The organism is Parafrankia sp. BMG5.11 (assembly GCF_004337455.1).
In genome coordinates this window covers 354265-374930 of record NZ_SJXI01000014.1, presented here as the reverse complement: position 1 = coordinate 374930, position 20666 = coordinate 354265, and the positions used below count along the sequence as shown (strand labels likewise).

Below are 20666 nucleotides of genomic sequence, written 5' to 3'. Positions count from 1 at the left end.
CAGATTACCGCACCCGAGATAATGCAGGGTTACCTCGCTTTGAAGGGAGCGTAGACGATTGAGCAATTCGTCGATCATTTTGTCGCTCAGACCGCGCTACCGCGATGCGTTGCGCAGCTACGCCGCGAAGGCAAAAATGGGAGAGGCAGAAGCAGCGTCGCAGTTGCTGGCCGCCAGCCTGGAACCGCTTCTGACTAGCGCGCAGATGTCGCAATCGCAGGCCGAACGGGAGCTCTTAAAAATTGCCGCCCGCCTTGCCGAGGCAAAGGCCGCGACGCCGCCGTGGGATGAGCACCTGACCCTTAACGTTTTCGCCCGCATCGAACGCGATCACCTAGATCTCTACCGAGCCGCGGCCGGTGACGGTGATCGTAGCGCGCTAAACCGCCGGCTTGGGCGACGGATCAAGGATGCAGCTGGCGCCCAAGTGAAGAGGGAACGGGGTCGAACAATCACGAAGCACGCACCTGTAGGCAGCCAATCGCTGGTGAAGGTTTACACGTTACTCGCGCAACCAAACCAACTTTCCTAAACTTCGTCATCAAGTTTTCTGCGAGGCGCGCTCGCCATTCGCACAAGTGCGGGGCGGCAAGCCCGGCAGCATGGTGTTGGCCCGCACGTCATATCGAGTGCTCGATGAGGTGCGGGAATTAACTTTCCTGCATCGAGGCCCCAACTTTCACGACTAGCCGCCGATTTGGCGAGCCAAAACGCTCTGGAAGTTACATGCTGGTAGACGATCGTGTGGCGTATTTACGCTCACAACTGGTGCGCCAGATTGTTTATATGGGCCTGGGCCTATCCCCCTCCATCCTCCTACACCTTACCTTACCTTACCTTATCCCTTATCCCTTATCCCATCCTTCCCTAATCTCTGACCATTATTCTCTATTCCCTATCTCCTATTTTCCTTTCCCTAATTCCTACTTCCTCCGATTACCTTCAACACGACCTCACTCACCCTTTGATCTCCGACCTATCAGATTGTGATTGGTACTCTTCTCCCCAATTCGAACGAATTCTCGAGACCGGCTCTCACCTGAGAGCGCAGCATCGAGGATTTCTTCATGGCCCCCGACGGCAACAGCCCTCTCACGCAGCTTCCTCTCATTCCCGCCGCGGTGCTTCGTCAGCACCGCGTCCTGGAACGCAATGATACTCGCTTCCGCGCCTGCGCGCGGCTGCTCCAGGCGCTGTGGCGCGAGACGCAAGAACTGCCGATCGGCCAGTTCGAGCCACCCAGCCGTCGCCCCCGCCGAATCGGCTCGCTCATCAACAATGCCGCCGCCGAGGCCGGTCGCAATTTCCTGAGCCCAGCCGTAGCCCATCTCGCTCATCGCGAGGTGGCTTGGCAGGAGCGAGGGGCGCTGATCGACCGCCGCCGCCTCTTCAGCAATCTGCTTTCAAGCCAGCCGCTGTGCTTCAATTTATTTGCGCCGCTGAGATTGAACTCTGACCTCGCCGGGAAGGTCGTGCGCAGCGTCATTCCTGGCATCGACCTCGCCCGCGTCCTTCATGTTTGGTTCGAGCACAGCCCCGGGCGACGCGACCAAGCCTATACCGACGATCGCACGGCGTTCGACGTTGCCATCATCTACGAGCGCGGCGACGGCGGCCGCTGCTTCCTCGGCATCGAAATGAAGTACTCGGAAACGGGCACCGAGGCCGCGCCCGGCGACCTGGCCGCGCGTTACGGCGAACTCGCCGACGCCTCGGGGCTGTTCAAGACACCCTCCTCACCGAGCCTGCGCCGCCCGCCATTTCAGCAGCTGTTCCGCGAGCACCTGCTCGCCTTCGCCGCATTGCAGACCGGCGAATACGCCGAGGCTCGGTTCATCCAAATCGCCCCGCGGCACAATCATCAGGTTCAGCAGAATGCTGCCCGTTACGCTGCACAGCTGAGCGACCCCGCCGGCGGCTCGGTTCCTTTCATCGTGCTCGAGCTAGAGCAGGTCATCGAAGCGATCGGCTGGGCGGGTGAGCTCGACTACGCTTACGCTCTCCACGACCGCTACGTGAATTTCTGGAAGCTTGAACCTCTCGTCGACGAAGCTCTGCGGGCGAAGGCCGGCACTTGGACTATTCGTCCGCCGCGCCCCGTCCAGCCGCTCAGCCTGCTCGCCAAAGCCGCCTAGCCGCAGTTCGTCGGGAGAGGCGCATCATGCGCAGCAATGATTTGTTCGAGCGCATCACGCGCCAGATCGCCGACGCCATCGCCGCCGGTGCCGGGGCATTTGAAATGCCCTGGCATCGGTGGAGCGAAGGGTTGGCCGAGCCCGTCAACGCCATCACCGGCCGGCCTTATCGCGGGGTCAACACGATCCTGTTGTGGGCAGCTGCGGAGCACGCAGGCTATTCGTCCGGCCGCTGGGCGACCTATCGTCAGTGGAGTGAAGCCGGAGCTCAGGTGCGCAAGGGCGAGAAGTCGACTGCCATCTTGTTCTGGAAGCCCGCCCACGCCGGCGATCTCGGCCACGAAGATGATGATCAAGGTGGTCCCGATGATCGGCATCACCGCAGCTTCATCGCCAAGGTCTACTGCGTGTTCAATGCCGATCAGGTTGATGGCGCACCGCAAGCGCCGTTGCCGACGCCGTTATCAGATGACGAGCGCATTGCTGCAGCCGAATCCTTCTTCGCCAATGTCGGCGCCACCGTTCATCATCTGGGGGACCGGGCGTTCTATCGCCCGAGCACTGATGAGATCCACATGCCTCGGTTCGAGCAGTTTCGCGATGCGGCGGCGTACTACTCAACCTTAGGACACGAGCACGTTCATTGGACGGGAGCCAATCATCGCCTCGATCGAGATCTCAAGAACCGATTTGGCAGCGAGGCTTATGCGTTCGAAGAACTGATTGCTGAACTTGGGGCCGCCTTCCTCGCAGCTCGGCTTGGGCTGTCCGTAGAGCGGCGGCCCGATCATGCAGCCTACATCGCCGGCTGGCTAAAAGTGCTTGGGCAGGACCCGCGCGCGATCCTCACTGCTTCCTCCAAAGCGCATCAGGCACTCGACTACCTAGAGAGCCTTCAGCCGGCCGAAGGCGACGGCGTGATCCCCCAGGCTGTCGACCACGCCGCTGCCAAAGCCCCGCGAGTTTCCGATGTCGCACACGCCTAAGCCGATCCGCACTACCGCCAAGATTCATGCGCTTACGCACGTGGGCGAGGTCCGCACTCGCAACGAAGATGCGATTGCCCTCTCGGTGGCCGAGGACTTGGTCACCGCCTGGACCGGTGAGATCCCCTTAAACGGCGGCTGGGCCTTGCTTGCTGATGGTATGGGCGGCCATGTAGCTGGCGAGGTCGCAAGCACGCTTGCGATTGCTGTGCTTCGTCCGTTGGTCTCTGAACTGCAATCCGACGACCAGGTCCTTCGTGCGATCGAGGAGGCGAACAGGGGCCTCTACATGGCCATGGAGCTGAAGCGTGAACTGCGCGGCATGGGCACGACCATCGTGGGCGTAGTCCTTCAGGATACGCACGCGCTTGTCTTCAATGTGGGCGACAGCCGCGCCTACCTTTACGCTGATGGCGAGCTTCGTCAGCTCACCATTGACCACGCCATTGAAGGCCAGCTGATCCAGTGCTTGGGGGGCTCGCAGGAGCGGCAGCCTTTGGAGCCGCACGTTACCCGAGTTCAGATACCGACGAGCGGAATTCTCTTACTATGCACTGATGGTCTGTCCGATATGCTCGACGATGTAGCCGTAGCCGCCCTTCTGTCCCCTAAGCCGGCTAACCCCGCCACGATCCTAGTCCGCGCGGCGATCGAGGCCGGCGGCTTTGACAACGTTTCCGTCGTCGCAATCTCGATTTGACCATGCGTCGTCGTCAGCAAAAGACCGCTACTGCGCCGATAGCGGAATGGCCGTTGCGGTCCCTTTACGCTGCGCCCGTGATATGCGAGCAAGCGCAAACCAGAAGACTGGCGGGTCGTCCTATCTCAAGAGAGGACGTAGTCATGAAGTATGCACTCTGGAGCGCCGCACTGGTGCTGGCGGCATCCGGCACTCCGGTAAGGGCCGACGTTGTCAGCGATTGGGCCGAATTGCAGACGATTGCCGCTGAAGCTGAGTCTGATTCTACGGCCCCGTTCGATCCGTCGAAGATTTCGGCATATGGACGCCTGGCCCTGGCCATGTTCGAGGCGGCCAACGCAGCTGATCCGGCTTATAGATCCTACCTCGGCCTCAAACCCGCTTCCCAAAGCGCTTCGGTTGACGCCGCTGTTGCGACGGCCGCGCACGCCGTGCTGACGACGACCTATGCGGGTCAGAAGAAGTCCCTCGACGACGCGCTCATCCTTGCGCTGGCAGGTATCGCCGATGGTAAGCGCAAGACCGATGGCGTTGCCCTCGGCAAGCAGGCCGCAAAAGCTGCACTGGCACGAGGCGGGTGGGACGAAAAGGCGACGATGTCGCACTATCGCCCAACCGGACCGGCGGGGAAGTGGGCGCCAAGCAATGTGCCTTTTCCGCCCGAGATGTCAGCCGCTAAGCCTTGGTTCCTAACACGACCCGACCAGTTTCGCATCGCCGAACCGCCTGCGCTGACGAGCGTCGAGTGGGCGGCATCATTCAACGAGGTCAAGAAGCTGGGCGCGCGGGAAAGCAAGGCACGAAGCCCAGCCGAGACTCTCAAGGCCAAGTTCTGGGCGTTTTACGAGCTCGACCCGGTGCTGCGGCAAATCGCCAGCCAACCAGGCCGCAGCGTGGTGCGCAATGCGCGTATGTATGCATTGTTGGCAATGGCGGCCGAGGACATGGACATTGTCATGACCGAGGGAAAGCTCCACCACATGTTCTGGCGCCCGATCAATGCGATCCGCACCGCTGATAGCGATGGCAATGACGCGACGGAAGTAGATGCGGGCTGGGTGCCGCTGCTCAACACTCCTAACCAGCCCGAGTATCCGTGCGGTCACTGCATGTTCGCCAACGTCGCCGCAACAGTGCTAGCCGCCGAGGGTCCGCCCCCGTCGGGCGGCTATGCCTTCACCTCCGAGCGGATGCCCGGCATCCGCGTCACCGTGCCCGACATGGAGACATATGCCCGCGAGGTGTCACAGTCACGCATCCTAGCGGGAGTACACTTCCGTATGACGAACGATATCAGCGACGATCTTGGCCAACGGCTCGCCGAGAATGCCCTGACCAGCTTTGCTCCGCCATTGTAGTGGACGGTAGGATTATCAGACGCACTCTGAACAGATAAGGGCGCACGAGACTGTCGATTGTCCGCTTTCCGCCCATTCAGACCGTCGCGCAGCTTGTGGCCAAGCTTAGAAGCAGACTGCCAGCAAACGACCCCATTGCGGACTAGCGCTCAGTACATCCAGACAGGACAGATCGACGCAAGACGCGCAACGGCTTCCTTCACGAACACCCAATAATCACACGTTGCAGGGTTCGGGTTGCCCCAGATGCACAGGCTGGAAGTGAAACCACTTCCTGATCCAGGCCGGATGGAGCCACTCTTCTATGTCTTGCGCAAGGGTTTCTGAATCTTGGTTGTGATATGTCTTACCATTCATTTCGAAAGTCACCGACGCTTCGGGGTTCTGCTCGAGCCATGACAGCAGGTCGTAATAGACAATTCCCAGCTTCGAGCCCTCGATAACAGCCACGTCGTCAAGATAGCGAAACGGCCGGTAATCTGACGTGAAAACTAGGTGATTGCTGTCACCTGCCTCTAGCCGGAGGTTGGCGAACATGTTGACGGTCTGAGCCGTTTTGAGACCCGCGTAGGGCAGGCTGCAGTTGATGAAGAACAGGACGCCCACGACCATCCCGATTGAGAGCGTCTGCCATCTGGCGACATAGACTTCCGGCGTGCCACCATAGCGCAGGGTCGCCCAGCAGAACGGCAGTACGAGCGGAAATGCCATCAGCGAGGCAACAGTGTAGTTTCCGACGAAGGCGAAGGCTGCCAGCCAGAGAATAAAACTTAGGGCCAGCAACTTATAAATGGGCTCCGCCAGCTTCCGCCTGACGAGCAAAATGAATCGCGATCCGATAATCGCGCGAGCCGCTTTTTCATTGAGAAAGAGTGTATGGAGGGACAGCGCCAGCATCGTGAACGAAATGTACATGGCATATCCGCTGAGGCTCAGCAGTAGGTGGAACGCAATGCCGGCGGATATGCCTACATGGCGGAAGCGCCGGATCAGCAGGGCAAGGACGATCACGCCTTCGACGACAAAGGTGCCATAAACCGCCAAATTTTCGATCACCGGGCCCTCGATCAGCGATAGAGGGCGCGGCAGCAACTGCCACAAGGCTGTGGCGCAACTGGTTGTTGGGTTCAGAAAGTCGGTGTTGATCTTGTGGAAGATGCCAAAGAAATACATCACAAGCAGGGCCGCGCATCCAGCCGGAGCGAACCGTTCGAAGATCAGCGATATGCGGTCGTTGCGGGCCATCGCCATGAAGAACGACAGCCAGTAGCCAGCAATGCTGCCGAGCGCACGATGGTGTGGTTAGAGTGCGAGGGAGCCTGCACGATCGTACTGATCGTGCTGACCAGCATCAGGGCGAAAAGCACGCGCGCAGATGAAGGCCGGAAAAACATGAGCAGCGCTGCGCCCAGCACTAGGATCATGTCCCAAGAAGGAGGGAAGCGCTGGTACTCGAAGGCGTAATTGAAGAAATGGAAAACGGAAAAAAGGCCGAAGAAGGTCGCGAATATCTCGCGTCTCGCTAGTGATGGGTCAATCCCGTCCTCGATCATCCGGCGGTTCATCAGGAACAGCACCAGCCAGCGCCCGGACCGGAGAAGCGGATAGAGAATGCGCGCTACTGAGGGTTTGGAGAACGCAGCGCGATTGATCCTGTTGAGTGCGTCGGACGGCGTGCTGAGTGGGGCGAGATAGGCAACCGCGTCACTCCCCGCGTATCTCCGGCCCCCGTCCTCCACGACCATTCCCTCATCAAGCTCGAAACCAAGCTCCTCGAGCTCTGCCCTGGCTGCCTCGTCTTTTCGCAGGTCAACAAGTTGCACTTGGCCAGTTTTGCTCAGGCGCAGCATCTTCACATATCTCGAGCAGAACGGGCATTCGCCGTCATAGAATATCCGAAGCATCGCGGACTTATTCTAGCATTCGGTCGGGTTTGCAATTGCCCCCGCCCTCATGTTGCAGTCTGGAACGTCCTGCCGGGTAAGGCACGAGGGGGCTGATCGCGTAGCGGCAGCTTTCCACCCAATATCAGACGTAGACGACCGGCGCTGCCGCGCCTGCTAACGGACCGACCGCTTCGCACCCGCGCTCTCGAAAACCGGACCAGCCGCATACGACTCCAATGCGACGTTGCGATGCACTAAGCCTCATAGCCTTCCCCGGGCTGCCCAGGTTGCATGTGATGATGCGCCCAGCAAAACGCCGCCAGTCTTAGGACTAGCGGCGCCGTGCTTCTCGGTAGAGGATAGGCTAGGCGAAGCGAACCCGGGTTTGGCCCTGCTTCTGACCGCGGCGACGCCGCATGCCGAAGCCAACCGCGCCGAATCCGAACAGCATCATGGCCCAAGTGGCGGGCTCCGGAACAGCCCCAACAGCTGTCTCCTCAAAACCGGGGCGAATCTGCCGGATGTCCGTAGCTGAACCAGTGAAGCTGATCGATGCGATCGACTGAGCCGCATCGGTCGACGCGAACACGAAGTTCGAGCCCGATTTACCGTCAGAAGAGTATGAGAAAGAGCAATCGCCGAAGTTATCGCAGGCGTTGATCGTAAAGGGTGAGTCAGCACCGTTCAGGTTGAACTCGATGAAGTCAAAGTACTGTCCCACTGTCGACGGCTTAATGACCACTGAAGTGAGATCGCCCCCCTCTGCCTCCACACGGGCCTGACCCTTTGCCGGGGCAAAGAGCGTCTGCCCCGTGGTAGAGGAGAAGAGAAGCGAGTACCCGTCCTGAGTTTCCCCAGTCACGGTCCCGGCCGGCCCGGTTTGCTCAACGTCTTGGAACAAGACGTTGTCACCTTGGCCATCCTGCTGGTTGGCTGTAATCGTGATCGTAGCAGAAGCAGGCGAGCTGGCTACAGCGAGGGCCGCAGCGATAGGCAGCGCGGCAAGATAGAACTTGATCATGATCGGGAAGCTCCGAGTCGGATTACGTAATCCCTATCCTTACGGAAAAGTTAACGGTAGCTAGAGTCCTTTCTCGGCACAATTATCAGAGTGTCCCAAGTTAGGGCAATTTCATAGGAAAGGCACCCGCCGCGATGGGTCACGAGGCCCAGATCGCGGCTTTTCCAGAAGCGGCAGTTAGTCCGAGGTTAGTTGAGGTAGAGAATCGCCCCCAATGTCCGCCTTCCACCCACTCTGAGCCATTCCCGCCGCTATTAACGCAGCCTAGAAGTAGACCAGCCGCAAACGACCCCGCAGCGGACATTGCGATTGTGAAGGCGCTCTGATGTGAGTTACCACCCTTTAGGGTGAAGCACTGGTCTTTCGGAGGGCTTGCTATGCAGATCGGGCGGGGGTCGGGCTCAAAGGCGATCGAAATTCCTTTGCTTTTAATTGTACCCATGCTTGTCGCGTATGTCGTGGCCCTGGAGCTGAGCCGGGACACTCTCGATATCGTGGTCGAAGACAAGAACGTCGTCATGGGAAGCGAGGATTCGTCTGACCCAACGAGCAAATGGCTAGTCTACACATCCAACGAGGTTTTCTCAGTCGCTGGGGACTGGACCCGAGGTGAGTTCTACGCAGGAGAGCGCTTCGCTGAGCTTAAGCCTGGTAATGGTTATCGCGTGCAGGTGGCAGGCTGGCGAGTTCCGCCGATCAACTGGTATCGAAAGATTGTGCGCATCGAACCGCACGCAAGTGGTGGAAACTAGAACCCTCGATGGAGATCCGACTCAAAGGTCCTGTCACAGCTGCTCTCGTGATGCTTACCGCCCATGAGGTCGCTTACCTTACGACATACGAGACCGTCACGATCGCGGTTGCCGGAAAGAGCACGATATTCAAAGACGGCAATCCAAAGCTTTTGGATGGCTTCAACCCCATCAATTGGCAGGTTCACACGGCAAACGAGACGTTTCGTGTTAGCCCGGACTGGCGGCGCGGCGAATTCGCTGCTGCCGAGCGCTACCATGCCCTGAGGCCCGGCCAAACCTATCGCGTGAACGTGGCCGGATGGTCGCTCCCGTTCATCAACTGGCACAGAAACATAGTTCATATCGAAAGCTGAAAAGGCGGCGTCGGACACGATTATCGTTTATTCGGAATCCAACCCTCGAAAGCGGAACAGCCGGTTTCCACTAAAAATAGGATGTAGAAGGTGATCTTGCTCACTCTAGACGCCGACATCAGCTGAGCCCGCACACATACCGTCCGGCTCATAACCGGAAGTGTTTCGGACGTAGGGAAAAGGCATAGCGGGCGCGACAGACTCTTCGACCTGGCCTCTCGCGTCTCCTCAATCCGACACGAGGTAGGGGCTCGAATAGAGGTTGGTTACTGTACGAGAGGGCCATCGATGGGATAGACAGGAAACCCGGACAAAACGTTTCGAATGGCCGCGTACCCTTCGTTGACCATGCGACGGTGATCGCAGCTTGAAAAACTCCCGCCGGAGCGGGAGCAAAGTGCTTCGAGGAAAATTATCAGGATGGAGGGATCGCCATCTGACATGCAGTTAACGAAGGTTAACTATATGCGTTCCGGCCCTCCACAAGGGTGGTCGCGTGCCATGCAGTTCACGCTGGATCGTCGGCTCTAAACACCACCTCGCAACCGTCATCCATCGACATCGTCATTGCGAACACAATCTGATTGTCGCGCTTGAGAGCGTATCCTCTCCGCACCGGACGATGGCTCCCCGCTACCTCGCTTCCATTGCTGTCGAGCACGACGAAGTAGCCGGGCTCGTCCCGCCGGTAAGATATCACAGCCAATCCCCTTCGCCGGGTTGGAGCTTCGAACGTACAGCGACACGTAGCCAAAAGGTAAACCCTAATCGACGTTAATGTGGCACCCGGCAGCAAAGGGGAGGGTTGATGGAAATCAGAGCAACGCTGATACCCAGGGCTGGTGACGGCGATACTCCCCACGAAGCCATAGCAACAGAATCTAATCGCCGTCGGAATGGCCGGCGCACGCTTACCTTCGCTGCGGATCTTTCTACCTTATCAGGCAACGAAACTCGGGTCACGATCCGCGACATCTCGTCCGGTGGCCTGCTTATCGAGGCTGACAATGGCGCGCTGGCGACAGATGACCTTATCACGTTGGACCTGCCTGGGGCAGGCCTTGTCGCGGCGCGAGTGATTTGGCGAAGCGGGGAGGTTCTATGGATGTGAATTCTGAGAAACAGTGCCCGTTATCGCCGTGAGCGCGTCCCTGCTGAAGGCCCCACCTTCACTCCCTGTCAATGTGGACGTGCGGATCGAGGTGCCTCCTGTAAGTGGAAGAAGCGGCTTCGAACCAGAGCTGACCCTCTTTACCATCACCTAGCCTCATGCCGCTGCAAACTTCGCGTTGCGACTTGAACAGGCTCGTGGCTCACAGAGCTAGAAGTTCTTTATATCGACCGGCGCTGATCTGGTACTTGTGTCGCTTTCTTTTCAAGCGCGCTGCCTTAGACCAAGCAGTGTAAGCTACTCAGCCGCGAATGCCCCACCTTCAACGGATTACTATCGGTCGTCACCCAACGCCGTGCTACCTACCTTGGGTGCGGTATAGCTCGAACCAGCCGCCACGACAGGTTCAGTACAGCCCAGAGTCTGCCGCTGATTCTACCCATCCATCAACGCACGAGAAGAAGCGCCGTCCGGCCTTTCTCGGTGAGCGTACGCTTGTTCTCGCTTCGCTCGACAAGGCCCTTACAATGAAGGTCTTGCCACATGTTGACGTCAATGTCCGAGCCCTTGGACAAGCGCCCCAAGGCGTTCTGTTCGGCTTGAGTTAGATCGCTGGTACCCATAACCGCAGCATGACACCTTTCGTCCCGGCACACCACGGGCGCCCGAAATCAGGAACGACGCATGAGCCACGCCGAAATCGACCAAACTGCGGTCGAAGACCCGTTCTCGTTTACCCTTGACCAGTATGGGCGCATTTGGCTCCACACCAAGCTCGAAGGCATCGAGGTGGCCATTGACTTGGCCGAGAAGGACGTCGCCTTCGACATCATGGCGGATAAGAGTGCGGCTTCGAGTATCGTGGCCGGCAGGAACACGGAGAAGCGGACAACGACGATCAGCTACGCTCTTGAGGAGAGGCTGAATGGTTGATCTGGTTCGATTACCATCCGAAAGAGGCACCAGTCCTTCAGACTTGTTCATGGAGCTTTGTGGCGGATGACGCTTTTTGTCGCACCGCAGATCGCGCACTCACCGAGTTTCTGTTCGAATTCGGAACTTCCGGCTAACTCCCGCGACTTGCGGTTCGCTTGCTGTCGGCTGCTCAGCTCTAGCTTGTTCGCTATGCAGTCATCGCAGATTGCGTTCGGTCGGAGCCGCTCAACTAGAGAGCGCACTCGTTCAAAGATTACGCGGTCCATTCTAGGTGCTGCTGTTCATCGGCTATGCGTTTGGATGGTTGAGCAAAGTGCCTCGCGATAAGCTTCTGCAACTTTTTGCGCGCTGCGAGTGGGCGCTGGGAGGCGTGCAGCTTTTACGATGCGCCGCTCTTTGCTAGACCTTGGCAAGCCAAGCGCATCCATCAACTGCTGCAGCTCACCAGAACAAGAGTTTCGCATTCGGCCTAAACTGGGGATGAGCTTCAAATCCTGATGCGACAAGCCGAAGGCCAGTAGCTCACGATAGGCTACACGCTCGGTCAAGCCTTCTATCAGGCGATATCCCAGGTGCCTCTCCATGGTGTTGAGGTCTCGTTCTGCAGACGCAATCAGCCGCTGTTCGCAGCGACGCACGCGGTTCTTTGCGATCACCCAGTCGAAAGCGTTGAGGCCCCTAACTAGCCGTTCAGCCCGAAGTGCAACCACGACCTGAGCGAAGGGGCTCGCTTGGCGTAGCTCGCCGGTGACTGGGTTGATGGAGCCAAGCGCATCGCGGTCTGCCGGCGAGCAGTTGGTAGGGGTGATCACGGTATGCGCCAAAGCGATTGTCCGACGTGCTATCGGCGAATCATGGCCGGGGAGGTCGATCAAGACGAAGTCGCAGTCGCGACCGAGACGGTCAATTTCCTGAAGCAGAAGCGATACGCTCTGTTTCTCCAGCACAACGTGCTCAGGACGCGGCAGATCGACTTTGAGCGTTCTCGTCGTCCCGTCGCGAGCTTCTAGGATTCGATGCAGGGTCTGCTGACGCCGATCGCAATCGATTGTGAGTACCCGGAAGCCCTGATGAGTTAGTGCAACGGCGCAATGGAATGCCAGCGTAGACTTGCCTACTCCGCCTTTCTCATTGGCGAATGCAATAACGTGTGCATTCGGCAGGCGCCGATTGAGCAAGTCGTGCACAACCACCGAAGGGTGTTCGTCGCGAACGAATTCTGCAATCCGGGAAGGTTCTGCGCCCGAACTCACGAGGGGATGCAGATCGTTGTCGATGTCCGACTCGCCTCATTGCAGATGCCTCTCAATGCAGAGTAACCTAAATATAGATGTCGTCCAATCCTGCGCTCATCCGAACCTGCGATCTGGAGCCGCGGTAGAGCCCCAAGCCACTTAGCTAGCGAAAGTGGTAAAGCCCGGCGCTGCTGAACCGGCACTCTGGGATGCAATCTCGTCTAAATCGAGCCGTACCACGTAGGAGGGCGACTGGCGGGCAGCGCACCCAGCAGCGCAGAACGCTAGCGCGGTGAGTAGCAAGGTGCGGAACACGGACACGAGCTTGTCGTAGCAGCGCCCCGCAAACAAAATGTGAAGAACCCGACTATCAAGGGAAGCCGCTTAGAGCCCGCTCGTCAGGGAGTTAACTCAGCCCTTGTCGCCCAAGTTGACAGCTGATTCCGCCATCGAGCTGCTCGAATTTCGTCGTATCCAGTCGAGCGCTACTTAGCCTCAGAGTGATGAACCTTACAGCCGGCTTGGCAAACTGCCGCTTCGAGTTGAGCCGTAAGCCTCGGCGCTTCGATCCAAATCTTGCGATGCAGGTCGCGAGCTTTAGCTCCCGGGATGGCTCGGGAGCTTAGCAGCTCCTCGATAGTTCGCTGCGGCCCAGTGATCTGAACGTTCATCGGCAGGTGTCGATGGCGGAGATGATCGGAGGATTAAGTGGCGTGCCGTCAACTAAGACATCCGCACAAATTGCCTTTCCCGACATGTTAGCACTGGCATTGTTCCAGGCCGTGCAGCGCTGACCAGAAGCTTCGTCCACAACAGAACGTAATTCTAACTCGATCACTTCCACCGCAAACCTCCAGCGCCAGCAACGCGGCAAGGATAGATGTGAACGATGTGATAGATTAAGCGAAGCTTGTGCTCTCAGCGTCCTGTAAGCGGTGCCAGTCCTCAGCTGGCTAATCGATAGGTGCATCGGCTTAGATCTGTCAGCTGGATGAAGGTCGTGCTCAGAAAGCATTAGCAATAGGGCTGCTAATTGGCTCTGGCTGGCTTTTACATCATTAGGAGCCAGCCGGCCGCTCTTGCGAGTTGAGGAAGCCCGGCAAGGGCGGCCGTAATCACTGCACAAACCGGCCGGGCGCAGGGGACTCGGAACCCGCGCACCGGCCGGGAGCCAGACCGCTGTGAGGAAGCCCGAACTCCCATCCCATATAGTATGATAGTCTGAAACTTCTATGGCCGTGAGGATGCCGCCGGAGTCGTCCGGCGGCATCTTCATTGATAAAGTGCCATCAGGCGAAGTTGTAGCGCACCCGGACCTTTTCCTTGCTCCGACGACGGCGCATTCCGAAGCCGACGGCACCGAAGCCAAATAGCATCATAGCCCAGGTTGCAGGCTCAGGAACAGCGCCGGGAGTGGCGGCCGAGACACCACCGACCCTAACTTGGCTGATTGAGCTGATACGGGTGCCCGGAGCAGCAGTAATCTGTATCGAGCTGATCGGCGTTGAAGCATCGGCCAAGAAGCCAAAAAAGTTCTGACCTGAGATGCCGACCGTAGGCATGATGCTCTCAATGATCATGTTCGCCGAGTCGAGTGCTGACAGCGTCACCAGGCCGCCTACACTTGCCAGGATGTTAAACTCAGCCGACGTGAACGTCCCGCCATTCTCCAAGCTGAAGGTGAGCTCGCCCAGCCCATCTTCAGCCCCGGCGCCAGTGGGTTCAATACGGGCCTGACCCTGAGGAGGGGCGGCAAGATTGTCGGTCGAGCTATCGAACAACACCTTGCTGTCTGTCTGATTGGTAGTGCCGCGAAGCACATTATCTCCAGGGGCGAGATCTGTGTCGAGCTGCACGTTTTCCTCTGGTTGTACGAAGCTTGGATCTGCCTTGATCTCAACAGCGGCATTTGCCGCGTTGGCAAAGCACAGGGATGCCACGCTCGCGGCTAATAATGATAGCTTTTGCATATGTTGGACTCTCACAGCTGATAGCCGCATGAAGGAGAACGCGGCACGATGGTTAACTAGAGGCTAACCCTTAGGTTCCATTGGTAATCAACATAATGCGCTGCAGCCCGAGGGTGCTCGGACCCGCGGTCGAAGCTTTGATACTCGCTGTGAATTAGGGCTTCGCTCTGCAGAGGGTCCAGTCCCACCTGATCGCCACCATCAAGTTGCCGACGGATGCTCCTGAAGACAGATTTCAAGCTCTGCGATCAGCCGCTCTAACTGGGCTAGATCGCGGACCCTGCCTCTGCGGAGTACCACCCGGGCATGGGTCAGGAGGGCTCCCCAGAACTGAATAGTTTCCCGGTGCACCGGGTGGCCCCGCAATCGGGTGGCTCTCGCGATCGCCGCGTGCAGGTTTTTAGCCAGACTGCCATCCAGGATCATTAGCTCTGCCTGCTCCATCTCAGATCAAATCAGCCCTCAAGCTGTAGCCGTGACACAACCGCGGTCTTCCCTGCTCGGTCATCAGGTGACGCTTGAGCGATCTCTGTTTCTTGCTGTCTTCGAGGCGAACGAGATGGTTGCTTTTGTCCGAAGCGCAGATGCTCACCGCCGGCTGCGGAGTTGGGGGGCACTTGAGAGACGTCCTGTCCCAAAGCCGTCAGAGTGTTGAAGATGCTTTTAATAAGCTCCGGTACTCAGCCGAGGCCTACCCGGTTGTTGGTGGCAGTACTGAAGTGACTTCCGCCGTCCGGTAATCAACTCGGCACGGCTTCCCTGTTCTACCGATCCATGATTCAACGTTCAGACCTGTACCATCAGCTGAGGTGAACAGAGTTCAAACCCCCGCGCGGTTTCAACCACTGCCCCAGTTTGCGAACTACCTCGAAACAACGAAAAGACGACTAGAAAAAGTCACTGAGAAATGGCTCAACACCCCGGGCTTGCAGGTGAATTCATCAGGAAATCTGCGGAGCTGGCCATGTCTGACCTATCTGAACACGTTGACGCCCATCGGTCGATCCGCCTTTCCAAATCGAAGATCGCGGCCTTTCAGCACTGTCCGCGAAGGTTGTGGCTCCAAGTTCATCGACGTCACCTTGCTCAGTTCGATGAGCAAACGCTCGCGCTATTCACCTGCGGCCACCAGGTGGGCGAACTTGCTCGGCTGCGTTACCGCAACGGCATTCTTGTAACTGAAGATCATCGAAACGTGGTTGGCGCCTTGGTCCGTACCAAGCAGTTGCTCGATGCTCAAAATCATCGTCCTATTTTCGAAGCGGCTTTCGAGCGGGATGGTGTCATCGTTCGCGCGGATGTCCTTGAGCCTGACGGGTGGGGCGGGTGGCGGCTGATCGAAGTGAAGAACGCCGACCGGGTGAAGCCGTACCAGCTTCACGACCTGGCAACGCAAGCATGGGTGATCCGCGGTTCGGATGTTTGTATTTCGACGCTGACGCTGCGCCATTTAGCGCGGCGTATGCGTGCAGCCTCGCTCGTACGATCGCCGGTGCGGTTCGTGGACGCCGATGTGACCGCCGAGGTCGCGGCCATTGTTCCGAGACGAGAAGAGCTGGTTTCGCGCGCTCGCGCGGTGCTCGCTCAGCCCGAGCCTGCTGTTGCACCCGGCGGGCATTGCGACCGCCCCACCTGCGAGTTTCGCACACACTGCTTATCAGTGGCTGCAGCTCAATCGAACACCGAGCCCCGCTAACGACCCAGCCGGCTCCCGATGGGGCCGCGCACGTCGCCGTTGACTATCTTCCAAATACTCGAGGGATACGCGCCCCTTAGCGCAGGCCTGGAGACGCTAATCGATCGAAACGCTTTCGCGAAGGTCGAGTGCCAATACCCGCACAATGGTGGTGGCGAGGTCAGCTACGAAGCTGCCGACGTAGATATCGACCAAGCATTGGGAAGCTACAACCTAGACCCGCCACAGGTCGTTCTCGTCTTTAGTAAGCGCTTCTGATGATACGGGAGGACCGGCTATCATAGACGGCGTTCGATTCCAAAGAGGTCTCGACAAGAGGCTCGCGGCCTTAAGGCGAGCAGCAGATGGCAAAGTGCGCGCCCTAGAGCGTCGGCAAGGGCGACCTGAGACACCCGCGAAGTTACAGATGTAGCTTGCTTAGCAATCAGCCTAGCTCCCGCTCAGACAAAGCTGCTTCTTTTGAAGCCGGCGCTCGACCTGCCAGCCTACTTGCTCATCTTCACAGCAGCACCCTTGACGAGGCCGCGTTCCTCAAGCTCCCCCGCTTCCGCCTGAGATGGCGGTCAACGGGGCGCGCATGTGGAGAGTGTGCTGCGGGGTCAGTGCCCCTTCGACATCTAAACAGATTCTTTATAAATTCGCCTATAAGGCAGGTCTCATAGAACTTTCTGGTCGCATCCAATCGCTGATAGGAACCGGGATGCTAGACAGCAGAAACCGCAAAGAGAGGCGGCGCTCGCCTCGGCTGGACACCAGCATTGATGCTGTAGCTAAGACCAGCCAAGGCGCCCGTCACGCTGTCCGTCTGATGGATCTGTCGGCCGGAGGTTGCGCCGTCACAGCATTGCACCAGCCGCTCAAGATTGGGCTGACGTACGGGTTGAAGATCGACGGTCTTGAAACGCTCGGTGCCGTTGCGTCGTGGTCGGCCGGTCAAGTATCAGGCCTTGAGTTCGTTCAGTCACTACATCCAGCTGTCGCCGACCATCTCGTGCGACTTAATCCTCCGTTAGAAGAGGACTGAGACCACTAAGCGTCTTCTGCTCATCAAACGTCCCTGCAGAGTCCGGCGCCGCTCGTCCTATGGCAGTCGGCATTTGGCTATGAAGAGCGCCGTGGTTGTTCCAACCCATTGTCGGACGCTGCTTCTTGTAACTTCTACCCGCAAGCGATCAACTCGTTTTCTCTACAGGCGAGGCGCCGTTGATCCGCAGCTGCCTCCCTGAGGGGTTAGACCAGAAGCTCTGGCAGATTATGATTCTGATGGCTCCGCCCACCAGGGGGCACTGTGACGTTTTTATTTGGGACACCGCTCACCACAAAAGACTCCACCGTTAGCTTCAGATGGTTTACATATCCTTACGCAGCCCGAGTCGTTCGAAAGTTATGTTCGTCGACCCCCAGGCGAGACCGCAGCATAAGCGGCGCAAACTTGGTCGCACCCGAGTTGAACATAAAACGTCAGGATCTGTGATATGAGGTACGCGACTTTGGCGCTGGCATGCGGCGCATCTGCTATATTCTGCACTCCCGCTCAGGCGGCTGTCACTTTGGAACCCTACACCATCGAGGAAGGGTCTTTCGGCACCGGACTTGGGGTCCACTCCACGGGCGACCAGGAAGACACGACTGTCAACGGTGTTGTCAACCAGGAGGGCTCCGCAGTTACATTTGTTTCTGCAGATGTCCTGGAGATCACGGGCAAGGGACAGGCCGTTATCAGCCCCCTCGATGGTACAATGAATGATCTAACGGTTATTTTTGCGAACCCTTGGGATAAGATCACTTTTAGTTTCGACGCAGATACTGACGGGACGTTTGAGCTGTTCGTAAACGAAGGCCTGACTAATTCCTTTGATTTCGGCACCTGTAGCATCTGCAACATCACTGCATCGGGCCAAAATAAGTTCACCGTCAGCGGTGGTGGTATCACCACGCTCGGTTTCACCTTTGCGCCTGGTGTGGGCACCGCCAGGCAGTTCCGGGTGGATGAAGTCAGCGCCGGACCGGGCGCCGTTCCCGAGCCTGCGACTTGGGCAATGATGCTTTTTGGCTTTGGCGCTGTCGGTTTTGGCATGCGTCGTCGCCGCAGCAGAGATTACTCTCAGGCGCGCGTGCGTTACGCTTTCTGAAGTTAAGCGATGGATGCAAGGCGCCGCTCGTCAAAACACGGGCGGCGTTTTGCTGTGCGGCTTCTTGCCGACTGCTTTGCTTTGGACCAATTGTCGCGAGCAAGAGACGCGCGATCGACGATGCCCTGAGCTTCAATTGCTGAGTGTTAAAGCCCTCAATCGCGGCAGGGCGATCATGGTGGAGCGCATATGATGACTGAGCAAGATTACCTCGGCTCGAAGCTCTATCTGCTCCGTCGCGAGAGCAAGCTCACTCTCGCCGAATTAGGGAAACGGGTTGGTGTGAGTAAGCCTACAATTTGGGCATGGGAGAACTGCAAGGCTTACCCCCGCAAAGAGCGTATACCGGCCATAGCCCAAGCTCTCGGCATTTCTGAGAATGAACTGATCTTGCCCCGCGTTAGAGCCGAACCGTTCGCGCTATCCGAAGCGCTTTCTGATGAGATCGCCCGCAGCAGAGCAAGAATCGCGGCACTAGCAGGCATCACCAGCCAGAAGGTGCTTATCGCGATCACGTTCTAGATCTTGCATCAGACAGCGCTCGAGAACCTGGAACCAACGTCTACTTCCACCCGCTTGCAGACCCTCGCTCATCTCCACGCAGGCGCGAACGGCCGGAATGATAACCGCGCCTTGCACGTGACACTTTAGCTCATGCCGCTCGATGACGACGATAGGGGCGCTTGGGCTTACGTCCATCCTCGCGAGATGGAGAGATACGTCGAAAGCCGGATCTGCAGTTCCCATGCTAGGCTGCGGCCGCAGATGACCGACGCGTATCGATCATTACGGGCTTTCTGCTCATCAGATCAGAAGGCCGGAACTCCGCGGCCCGCGCCGTCCCTGCCTGCCTGTCACTGGCCAGGGACGTAGTGTCAGTTCATAGATTGCGACAGATTCAAGTGCACGTGAGCAGGCGCCGTTATCAGAAATTAGCAAGGCGATACGAGGGCAGAGGTTCGACTTCCCATGCATCAGCTAGCAGTACAAGGTCACCTGGCGCTAAGCATCTGGTGCACTCACATCAGAGCGAGCGCAATTCCGCCAAAGCCGATCGCAATCCCATACGGAAGCGAGTCCGTTTTCTTGGTAGAGTCTTTTGAGAGTCGACGGCCTGCTAATCTGCGGTAGGTGAACCAGACAACTACCAAGACTAAGCCGCTAAGGGTTACCGCCACTAACAGTTGAATTGCCTCACCCATAGCAAACCAAGCTGCAACAGCGGCATAAAATTTGGCGTCGCCTCCGCCGAACACCCGTAAGCTGAAGAGTATCATGCCTCCAATTAATGCGATCACCATGTGCATCGCATGACTGACAAAGTTATCTGGAATTATCCAGAACGACATCGCGAGACCTGTGACTGCTGTCACTATACACAGCCAGTTCGGTATTGTTCTATAGCGATAATCGCACCAGGCGGCTACGCAGGCGAATATACCGAGCACAGCAAATGGCACCAGAGATTCCGGTGACGCTAATGGCGGTACCTGATCAAACATCTTGAGCACCCCTCCCGCATTAGACGTAAGCGTTGTCTGCAACGCTCATTGAAGCGCCCTAGTTGCGAACGCGCTGACGAAAGGTGATGTTGACGCGCTCTGATAGTACCAAGTAGGGAATCCACACAAAAGCGCTAATCGCCACTTTTTGAAGATTGCCTTCAATCAGTGTCTGCAAAGCGGACGCGACTTCTGGCGGGGTGCCTGGCAGCGCGGCGAACTGCTGCGCTATAGCTAGCTGCATGACTACGTCAGCAATCCACGCAAACAGGAGCATCCGCGGGAAAAGCGGCACCGAACGGATCGCCATGACAAAACAGATCATGTAGAAAAAGTTCATCACGACAACGTCAGCTGTCATCGCCCACATCAGGACGTGAGCCCAGTCAGGAGCCCCAGGCGCGATGGCAGGAACGGCAAGCATGAATTCCAGGCTGCGGAACGGCACGTTCAGCAACAGGCCGACCAGCAGAGAGGCCATGAAGCCAACCGGACCGAACGCAGGGTTCTGCCTCGCAGAAAGCGTGTCGAGCTGGCGCCAAGAGCCGTAGCGGCACAGGCGGACGATTGGCTGCGCGGACAGCAATCCCTTAGGGAAGCTGCCTGCGGCAACACGGTACCCCGCAACGGGCGAGAAGGCGATCAGTAGGTACGGCAGCAACGGGACTAGACCAGCGGCGAAGCTTGTGACCGGTACCGGTGCAATCGCCACCTTGGCCAAACCAAGCATGAGGATGAGTGCGATCCAGGCGACAATCAGCCCCTCCATCCGGGTATCGAGGAACACAACCAATGAGCGGCTGCGTTCTCGAAGCTGGCAAGAAGCCATGCTGAATAGCTCTTTGAGCCTGTGGTCGCTGGGGAATGGAAGGGTAGAGGACTTCATGTCC

The 20666-nt window shown here is 58.0% G+C and carries 21 protein-coding genes and 1 pseudogene; 13 read left to right on the top strand and 9 right to left on the bottom strand.

The window, feature by feature from the left end; all coding sequences use genetic code 11:
* The first annotated feature begins 58 nt into the window (after positions 1 to 58).
* The 5 genes from E0504_RS10470 to E0504_RS10450 all read left to right on the top strand — a co-directional run bounded on the left by E0504_RS10470 (position 59) and on the right by E0504_RS10450 (position 5179).
* Positions 59 to 532 (top strand): hypothetical protein, encoded by a 474-nt coding sequence (locus tag E0504_RS10470; protein WP_131623732.1) that lies wholly within the window; start codon positions 59 to 61, stop codon positions 530 to 532.
* 535 nt (positions 533 to 1067) lie between these two features.
* Positions 1068 to 2135, top strand: coding sequence for a hypothetical protein (locus E0504_RS10465; RefSeq protein WP_131623730.1), 1068 nt, complete (start codon positions 1068 to 1070; stop codon positions 2133 to 2135).
* 26 nt (positions 2136 to 2161) lie between these two features.
* Positions 2162 to 3121, top strand: coding sequence for an ArdC family protein (locus E0504_RS10460; protein WP_131623728.1), 960 nt, complete (start codon positions 2162 to 2164; stop codon positions 3119 to 3121).
* Positions 3105 to 3821 (top strand): PP2C family serine/threonine-protein phosphatase, encoded by a 717-nt coding sequence (locus tag E0504_RS10455; RefSeq protein ID WP_131623726.1) that lies wholly within the window; start codon positions 3105 to 3107, stop codon positions 3819 to 3821. Before E0504_RS10460 ends, E0504_RS10455 begins: the two co-directional genes overlap by 17 nt.
* Positions 3822 to 3964: 143 nt before the next feature.
* Positions 3965 to 5179, top strand: a complete 1215-nt coding sequence (locus E0504_RS10450) for a vanadium-dependent haloperoxidase (protein WP_131623724.1) — start codon at positions 3965 to 3967, stop codon at positions 5177 to 5179.
* A 216-nt stretch (positions 5180 to 5395) separates the two neighbouring features.
* Here the strand turns inward: E0504_RS10450 and E0504_RS10445 are convergent, their stop codons facing one another.
* From E0504_RS10445 to E0504_RS10435, 3 genes are all read right to left on the bottom strand, one after another.
* On the bottom strand, positions 5396 to 6424 hold the full coding sequence (locus E0504_RS10445; RefSeq protein WP_131623722.1) for a hypothetical protein: 1029 nt from the start codon (positions 6422 to 6424) through the stop codon (positions 5396 to 5398).
* Complete coding sequence (locus E0504_RS10440; RefSeq protein WP_131623720.1) at positions 6397 to 7083, bottom strand: thiol-disulfide oxidoreductase DCC family protein; 687 nt, start codon at positions 7081 to 7083, stop codon at positions 6397 to 6399. Before E0504_RS10440 ends, E0504_RS10445 begins: the two co-directional genes overlap by 28 nt.
* Before the next feature lie 346 nt (positions 7084 to 7429).
* Positions 7430 to 8086, bottom strand: coding sequence for a PEPxxWA-CTERM sorting domain-containing protein (locus E0504_RS10435; protein WP_131623718.1), 657 nt, complete (start codon positions 8084 to 8086; stop codon positions 7430 to 7432).
* Between the two features lie 377 nt (positions 8087 to 8463).
* Here E0504_RS10435 and E0504_RS10430 point away from each other — a divergent pair, with 377 nt between their 5' ends.
* The 4 genes from E0504_RS10430 (at position 8464) to E0504_RS10415 (ending at position 11238) form a co-directional block, all read left to right on the top strand.
* Positions 8464 to 8838 carry a hypothetical protein gene (locus E0504_RS10430; protein WP_131623716.1) on the top strand — a complete coding sequence of 125 codons (375 nt, stop codon included), beginning with the start codon at positions 8464 to 8466 and terminating at the stop codon, positions 8836 to 8838.
* A gap of 8 nt (positions 8839 to 8846) precedes the next feature.
* Positions 8847 to 9194, top strand: coding sequence for a hypothetical protein (locus tag E0504_RS10425; RefSeq protein WP_131623714.1), 348 nt, complete (start codon positions 8847 to 8849; stop codon positions 9192 to 9194).
* Between the two features lie 808 nt (positions 9195 to 10002).
* A complete protein-coding gene (locus E0504_RS10420; protein WP_131623712.1) occupies positions 10003 to 10305 on the top strand; it encodes a PilZ domain-containing protein in 303 nt (100 codons plus the stop codon).
* Between the two features lie 684 nt (positions 10306 to 10989).
* Complete coding sequence (locus E0504_RS10415) at positions 10990 to 11238, top strand: hypothetical protein (protein WP_131623710.1); 249 nt, start codon at positions 10990 to 10992, stop codon at positions 11236 to 11238.
* 284 nt (positions 11239 to 11522) lie between these two features.
* Here E0504_RS10415 and E0504_RS10405 read toward each other — a convergent pair whose 3' ends face one another.
* The 4 genes and pseudogenes from E0504_RS10405 to E0504_RS54100 form a co-directional block, all read right to left on the bottom strand.
* Entirely contained in the window at positions 11523 to 12494 is a 972-nt protein-coding gene (locus E0504_RS10405) for a division plane positioning ATPase MipZ (RefSeq protein WP_165938466.1), read from the bottom strand.
* A 649-nt stretch (positions 12495 to 13143) separates the two neighbouring features.
* Positions 13144 to 13320 (bottom strand): hypothetical protein, encoded by a 177-nt coding sequence (locus E0504_RS50315; protein ID WP_165938465.1) that lies wholly within the window; start codon positions 13318 to 13320, stop codon positions 13144 to 13146.
* 445 nt (positions 13321 to 13765) lie between these two features.
* Positions 13766 to 14446, bottom strand: coding sequence for a PEPxxWA-CTERM sorting domain-containing protein (locus E0504_RS51265; protein WP_207912446.1), 681 nt, complete (start codon positions 14444 to 14446; stop codon positions 13766 to 13768).
* 445 nt (positions 14447 to 14891) lie between these two features.
* Positions 14892 to 15044: pseudogene (locus E0504_RS54100) on the bottom strand (hypothetical protein); the annotation flags it as partial.
* Positions 15045 to 15410: 366 nt separating this feature from the next.
* On the opposite strand from E0504_RS54100, the gene E0504_RS10390 reads away from it, so the two are divergent.
* The 4 genes from E0504_RS10390 to E0504_RS10375 all read left to right on the top strand — a co-directional run bounded on the left by E0504_RS10390 (position 15411) and on the right by E0504_RS10375 (position 18796).
* A complete protein-coding gene (locus E0504_RS10390; protein WP_131623702.1) occupies positions 15411 to 16142 on the top strand; it encodes a hypothetical protein in 732 nt (243 codons plus the stop codon).
* 556 nt (positions 16143 to 16698) lie between these two features.
* Complete coding sequence (locus E0504_RS54095) at positions 16699 to 17166, top strand: PilZ domain-containing protein (RefSeq protein WP_131623700.1); 468 nt, start codon at positions 16699 to 16701, stop codon at positions 17164 to 17166.
* A 451-nt stretch (positions 17167 to 17617) separates the two neighbouring features.
* Positions 17618 to 18274, top strand: coding sequence for a PEPxxWA-CTERM sorting domain-containing protein (locus E0504_RS10380; RefSeq protein ID WP_131623698.1), 657 nt, complete (start codon positions 17618 to 17620; stop codon positions 18272 to 18274).
* A gap of 189 nt (positions 18275 to 18463) precedes the next feature.
* Positions 18464 to 18796, top strand: coding sequence for a helix-turn-helix domain-containing protein (locus tag E0504_RS10375; RefSeq protein WP_131623696.1), 333 nt, complete (start codon positions 18464 to 18466; stop codon positions 18794 to 18796).
* Between the two features lie 497 nt (positions 18797 to 19293).
* On the opposite strand, the gene E0504_RS10370 is transcribed toward E0504_RS10375, so the two are convergent.
* The gene (locus E0504_RS10370; RefSeq protein ID WP_243657480.1) at positions 19294 to 19776 is read right to left on the bottom strand and encodes a prepilin peptidase; all 483 of its coding nucleotides are present in this window, start codon (positions 19774 to 19776) and stop codon (positions 19294 to 19296) included.
* A gap of 58 nt (positions 19777 to 19834) precedes the next feature.
* Positions 19835 to 20662, bottom strand: coding sequence for a DUF2569 family protein (locus E0504_RS10365; RefSeq protein WP_131623692.1), 828 nt, complete (start codon positions 20660 to 20662; stop codon positions 19835 to 19837).
* Between the last annotated feature and the right edge of the window lie 4 nt (positions 20663 to 20666).

Excerpts from the sequence above, each read along its gene's own strand:
- E0504_RS10390 (WP_131623702.1), top strand. The coding sequence starts at position 15,411 with ATGTCTGACCTATCTGAACACGTTGACGCCCATCGGTCGATCCGCCTT.
- E0504_RS10425 (WP_131623714.1), top strand. The coding sequence starts at position 8,847 with ATGGAGATCCGACTCAAAGGTCCTGTCACAGCTGCTCTCGTGATGCTT.
- E0504_RS54095 (WP_131623700.1), top strand. The coding sequence starts at position 16,699 with ATGGCGGTCAACGGGGCGCGCATGTGGAGAGTGTGCTGCGGGGTCAGT.
- E0504_RS10445 (WP_131623722.1), bottom strand. The coding sequence starts at position 6,424 with ATGGCCCGCAACGACCGCATATCGCTGATCTTCGAACGGTTCGCTCCG.
- E0504_RS10430 (WP_131623716.1), top strand. The coding sequence starts at position 8,464 with ATGCAGATCGGGCGGGGGTCGGGCTCAAAGGCGATCGAAATTCCTTTG.
- E0504_RS10375 (WP_131623696.1), top strand. The coding sequence starts at position 18,464 with ATGATGACTGAGCAAGATTACCTCGGCTCGAAGCTCTATCTGCTCCGT.
- E0504_RS10365 (WP_131623692.1), bottom strand. The coding sequence starts at position 20,662 with ATGAAGTCCTCTACCCTTCCATTCCCCAGCGACCACAGGCTCAAAGAG.
- E0504_RS10380 (WP_131623698.1), top strand. The coding sequence starts at position 17,618 with ATGAGGTACGCGACTTTGGCGCTGGCATGCGGCGCATCTGCTATATTC.
- E0504_RS10455 (WP_131623726.1), top strand. The coding sequence starts at position 3,105 with ATGTCGCACACGCCTAAGCCGATCCGCACTACCGCCAAGATTCATGCG.
- E0504_RS10370 (WP_243657480.1), bottom strand. The coding sequence starts at position 19,776 with ATGTTTGATCAGGTACCGCCATTAGCGTCACCGGAATCTCTGGTGCCA.
- E0504_RS51265 (WP_207912446.1), bottom strand. The coding sequence starts at position 14,446 with ATGCAAAAGCTATCATTATTAGCCGCGAGCGTGGCATCCCTGTGCTTT.
- E0504_RS10450 (WP_131623724.1), top strand. The coding sequence starts at position 3,965 with ATGAAGTATGCACTCTGGAGCGCCGCACTGGTGCTGGCGGCATCCGGC.
- E0504_RS10420 (WP_131623712.1), top strand. The coding sequence starts at position 10,003 with ATGGAAATCAGAGCAACGCTGATACCCAGGGCTGGTGACGGCGATACT.
- E0504_RS10465 (WP_131623730.1), top strand. The coding sequence starts at position 1,068 with ATGGCCCCCGACGGCAACAGCCCTCTCACGCAGCTTCCTCTCATTCCC.
- E0504_RS10435 (WP_131623718.1), bottom strand. The coding sequence starts at position 8,086 with ATGATCAAGTTCTATCTTGCCGCGCTGCCTATCGCTGCGGCCCTCGCT.
- E0504_RS10440 (WP_131623720.1), bottom strand. The coding sequence starts at position 7,083 with ATGCTTCGGATATTCTATGACGGCGAATGCCCGTTCTGCTCGAGATAT.
- E0504_RS10460 (WP_131623728.1), top strand. The coding sequence starts at position 2,162 with ATGCGCAGCAATGATTTGTTCGAGCGCATCACGCGCCAGATCGCCGAC.
- E0504_RS10415 (WP_131623710.1), top strand. The coding sequence starts at position 10,990 with ATGAGCCACGCCGAAATCGACCAAACTGCGGTCGAAGACCCGTTCTCG.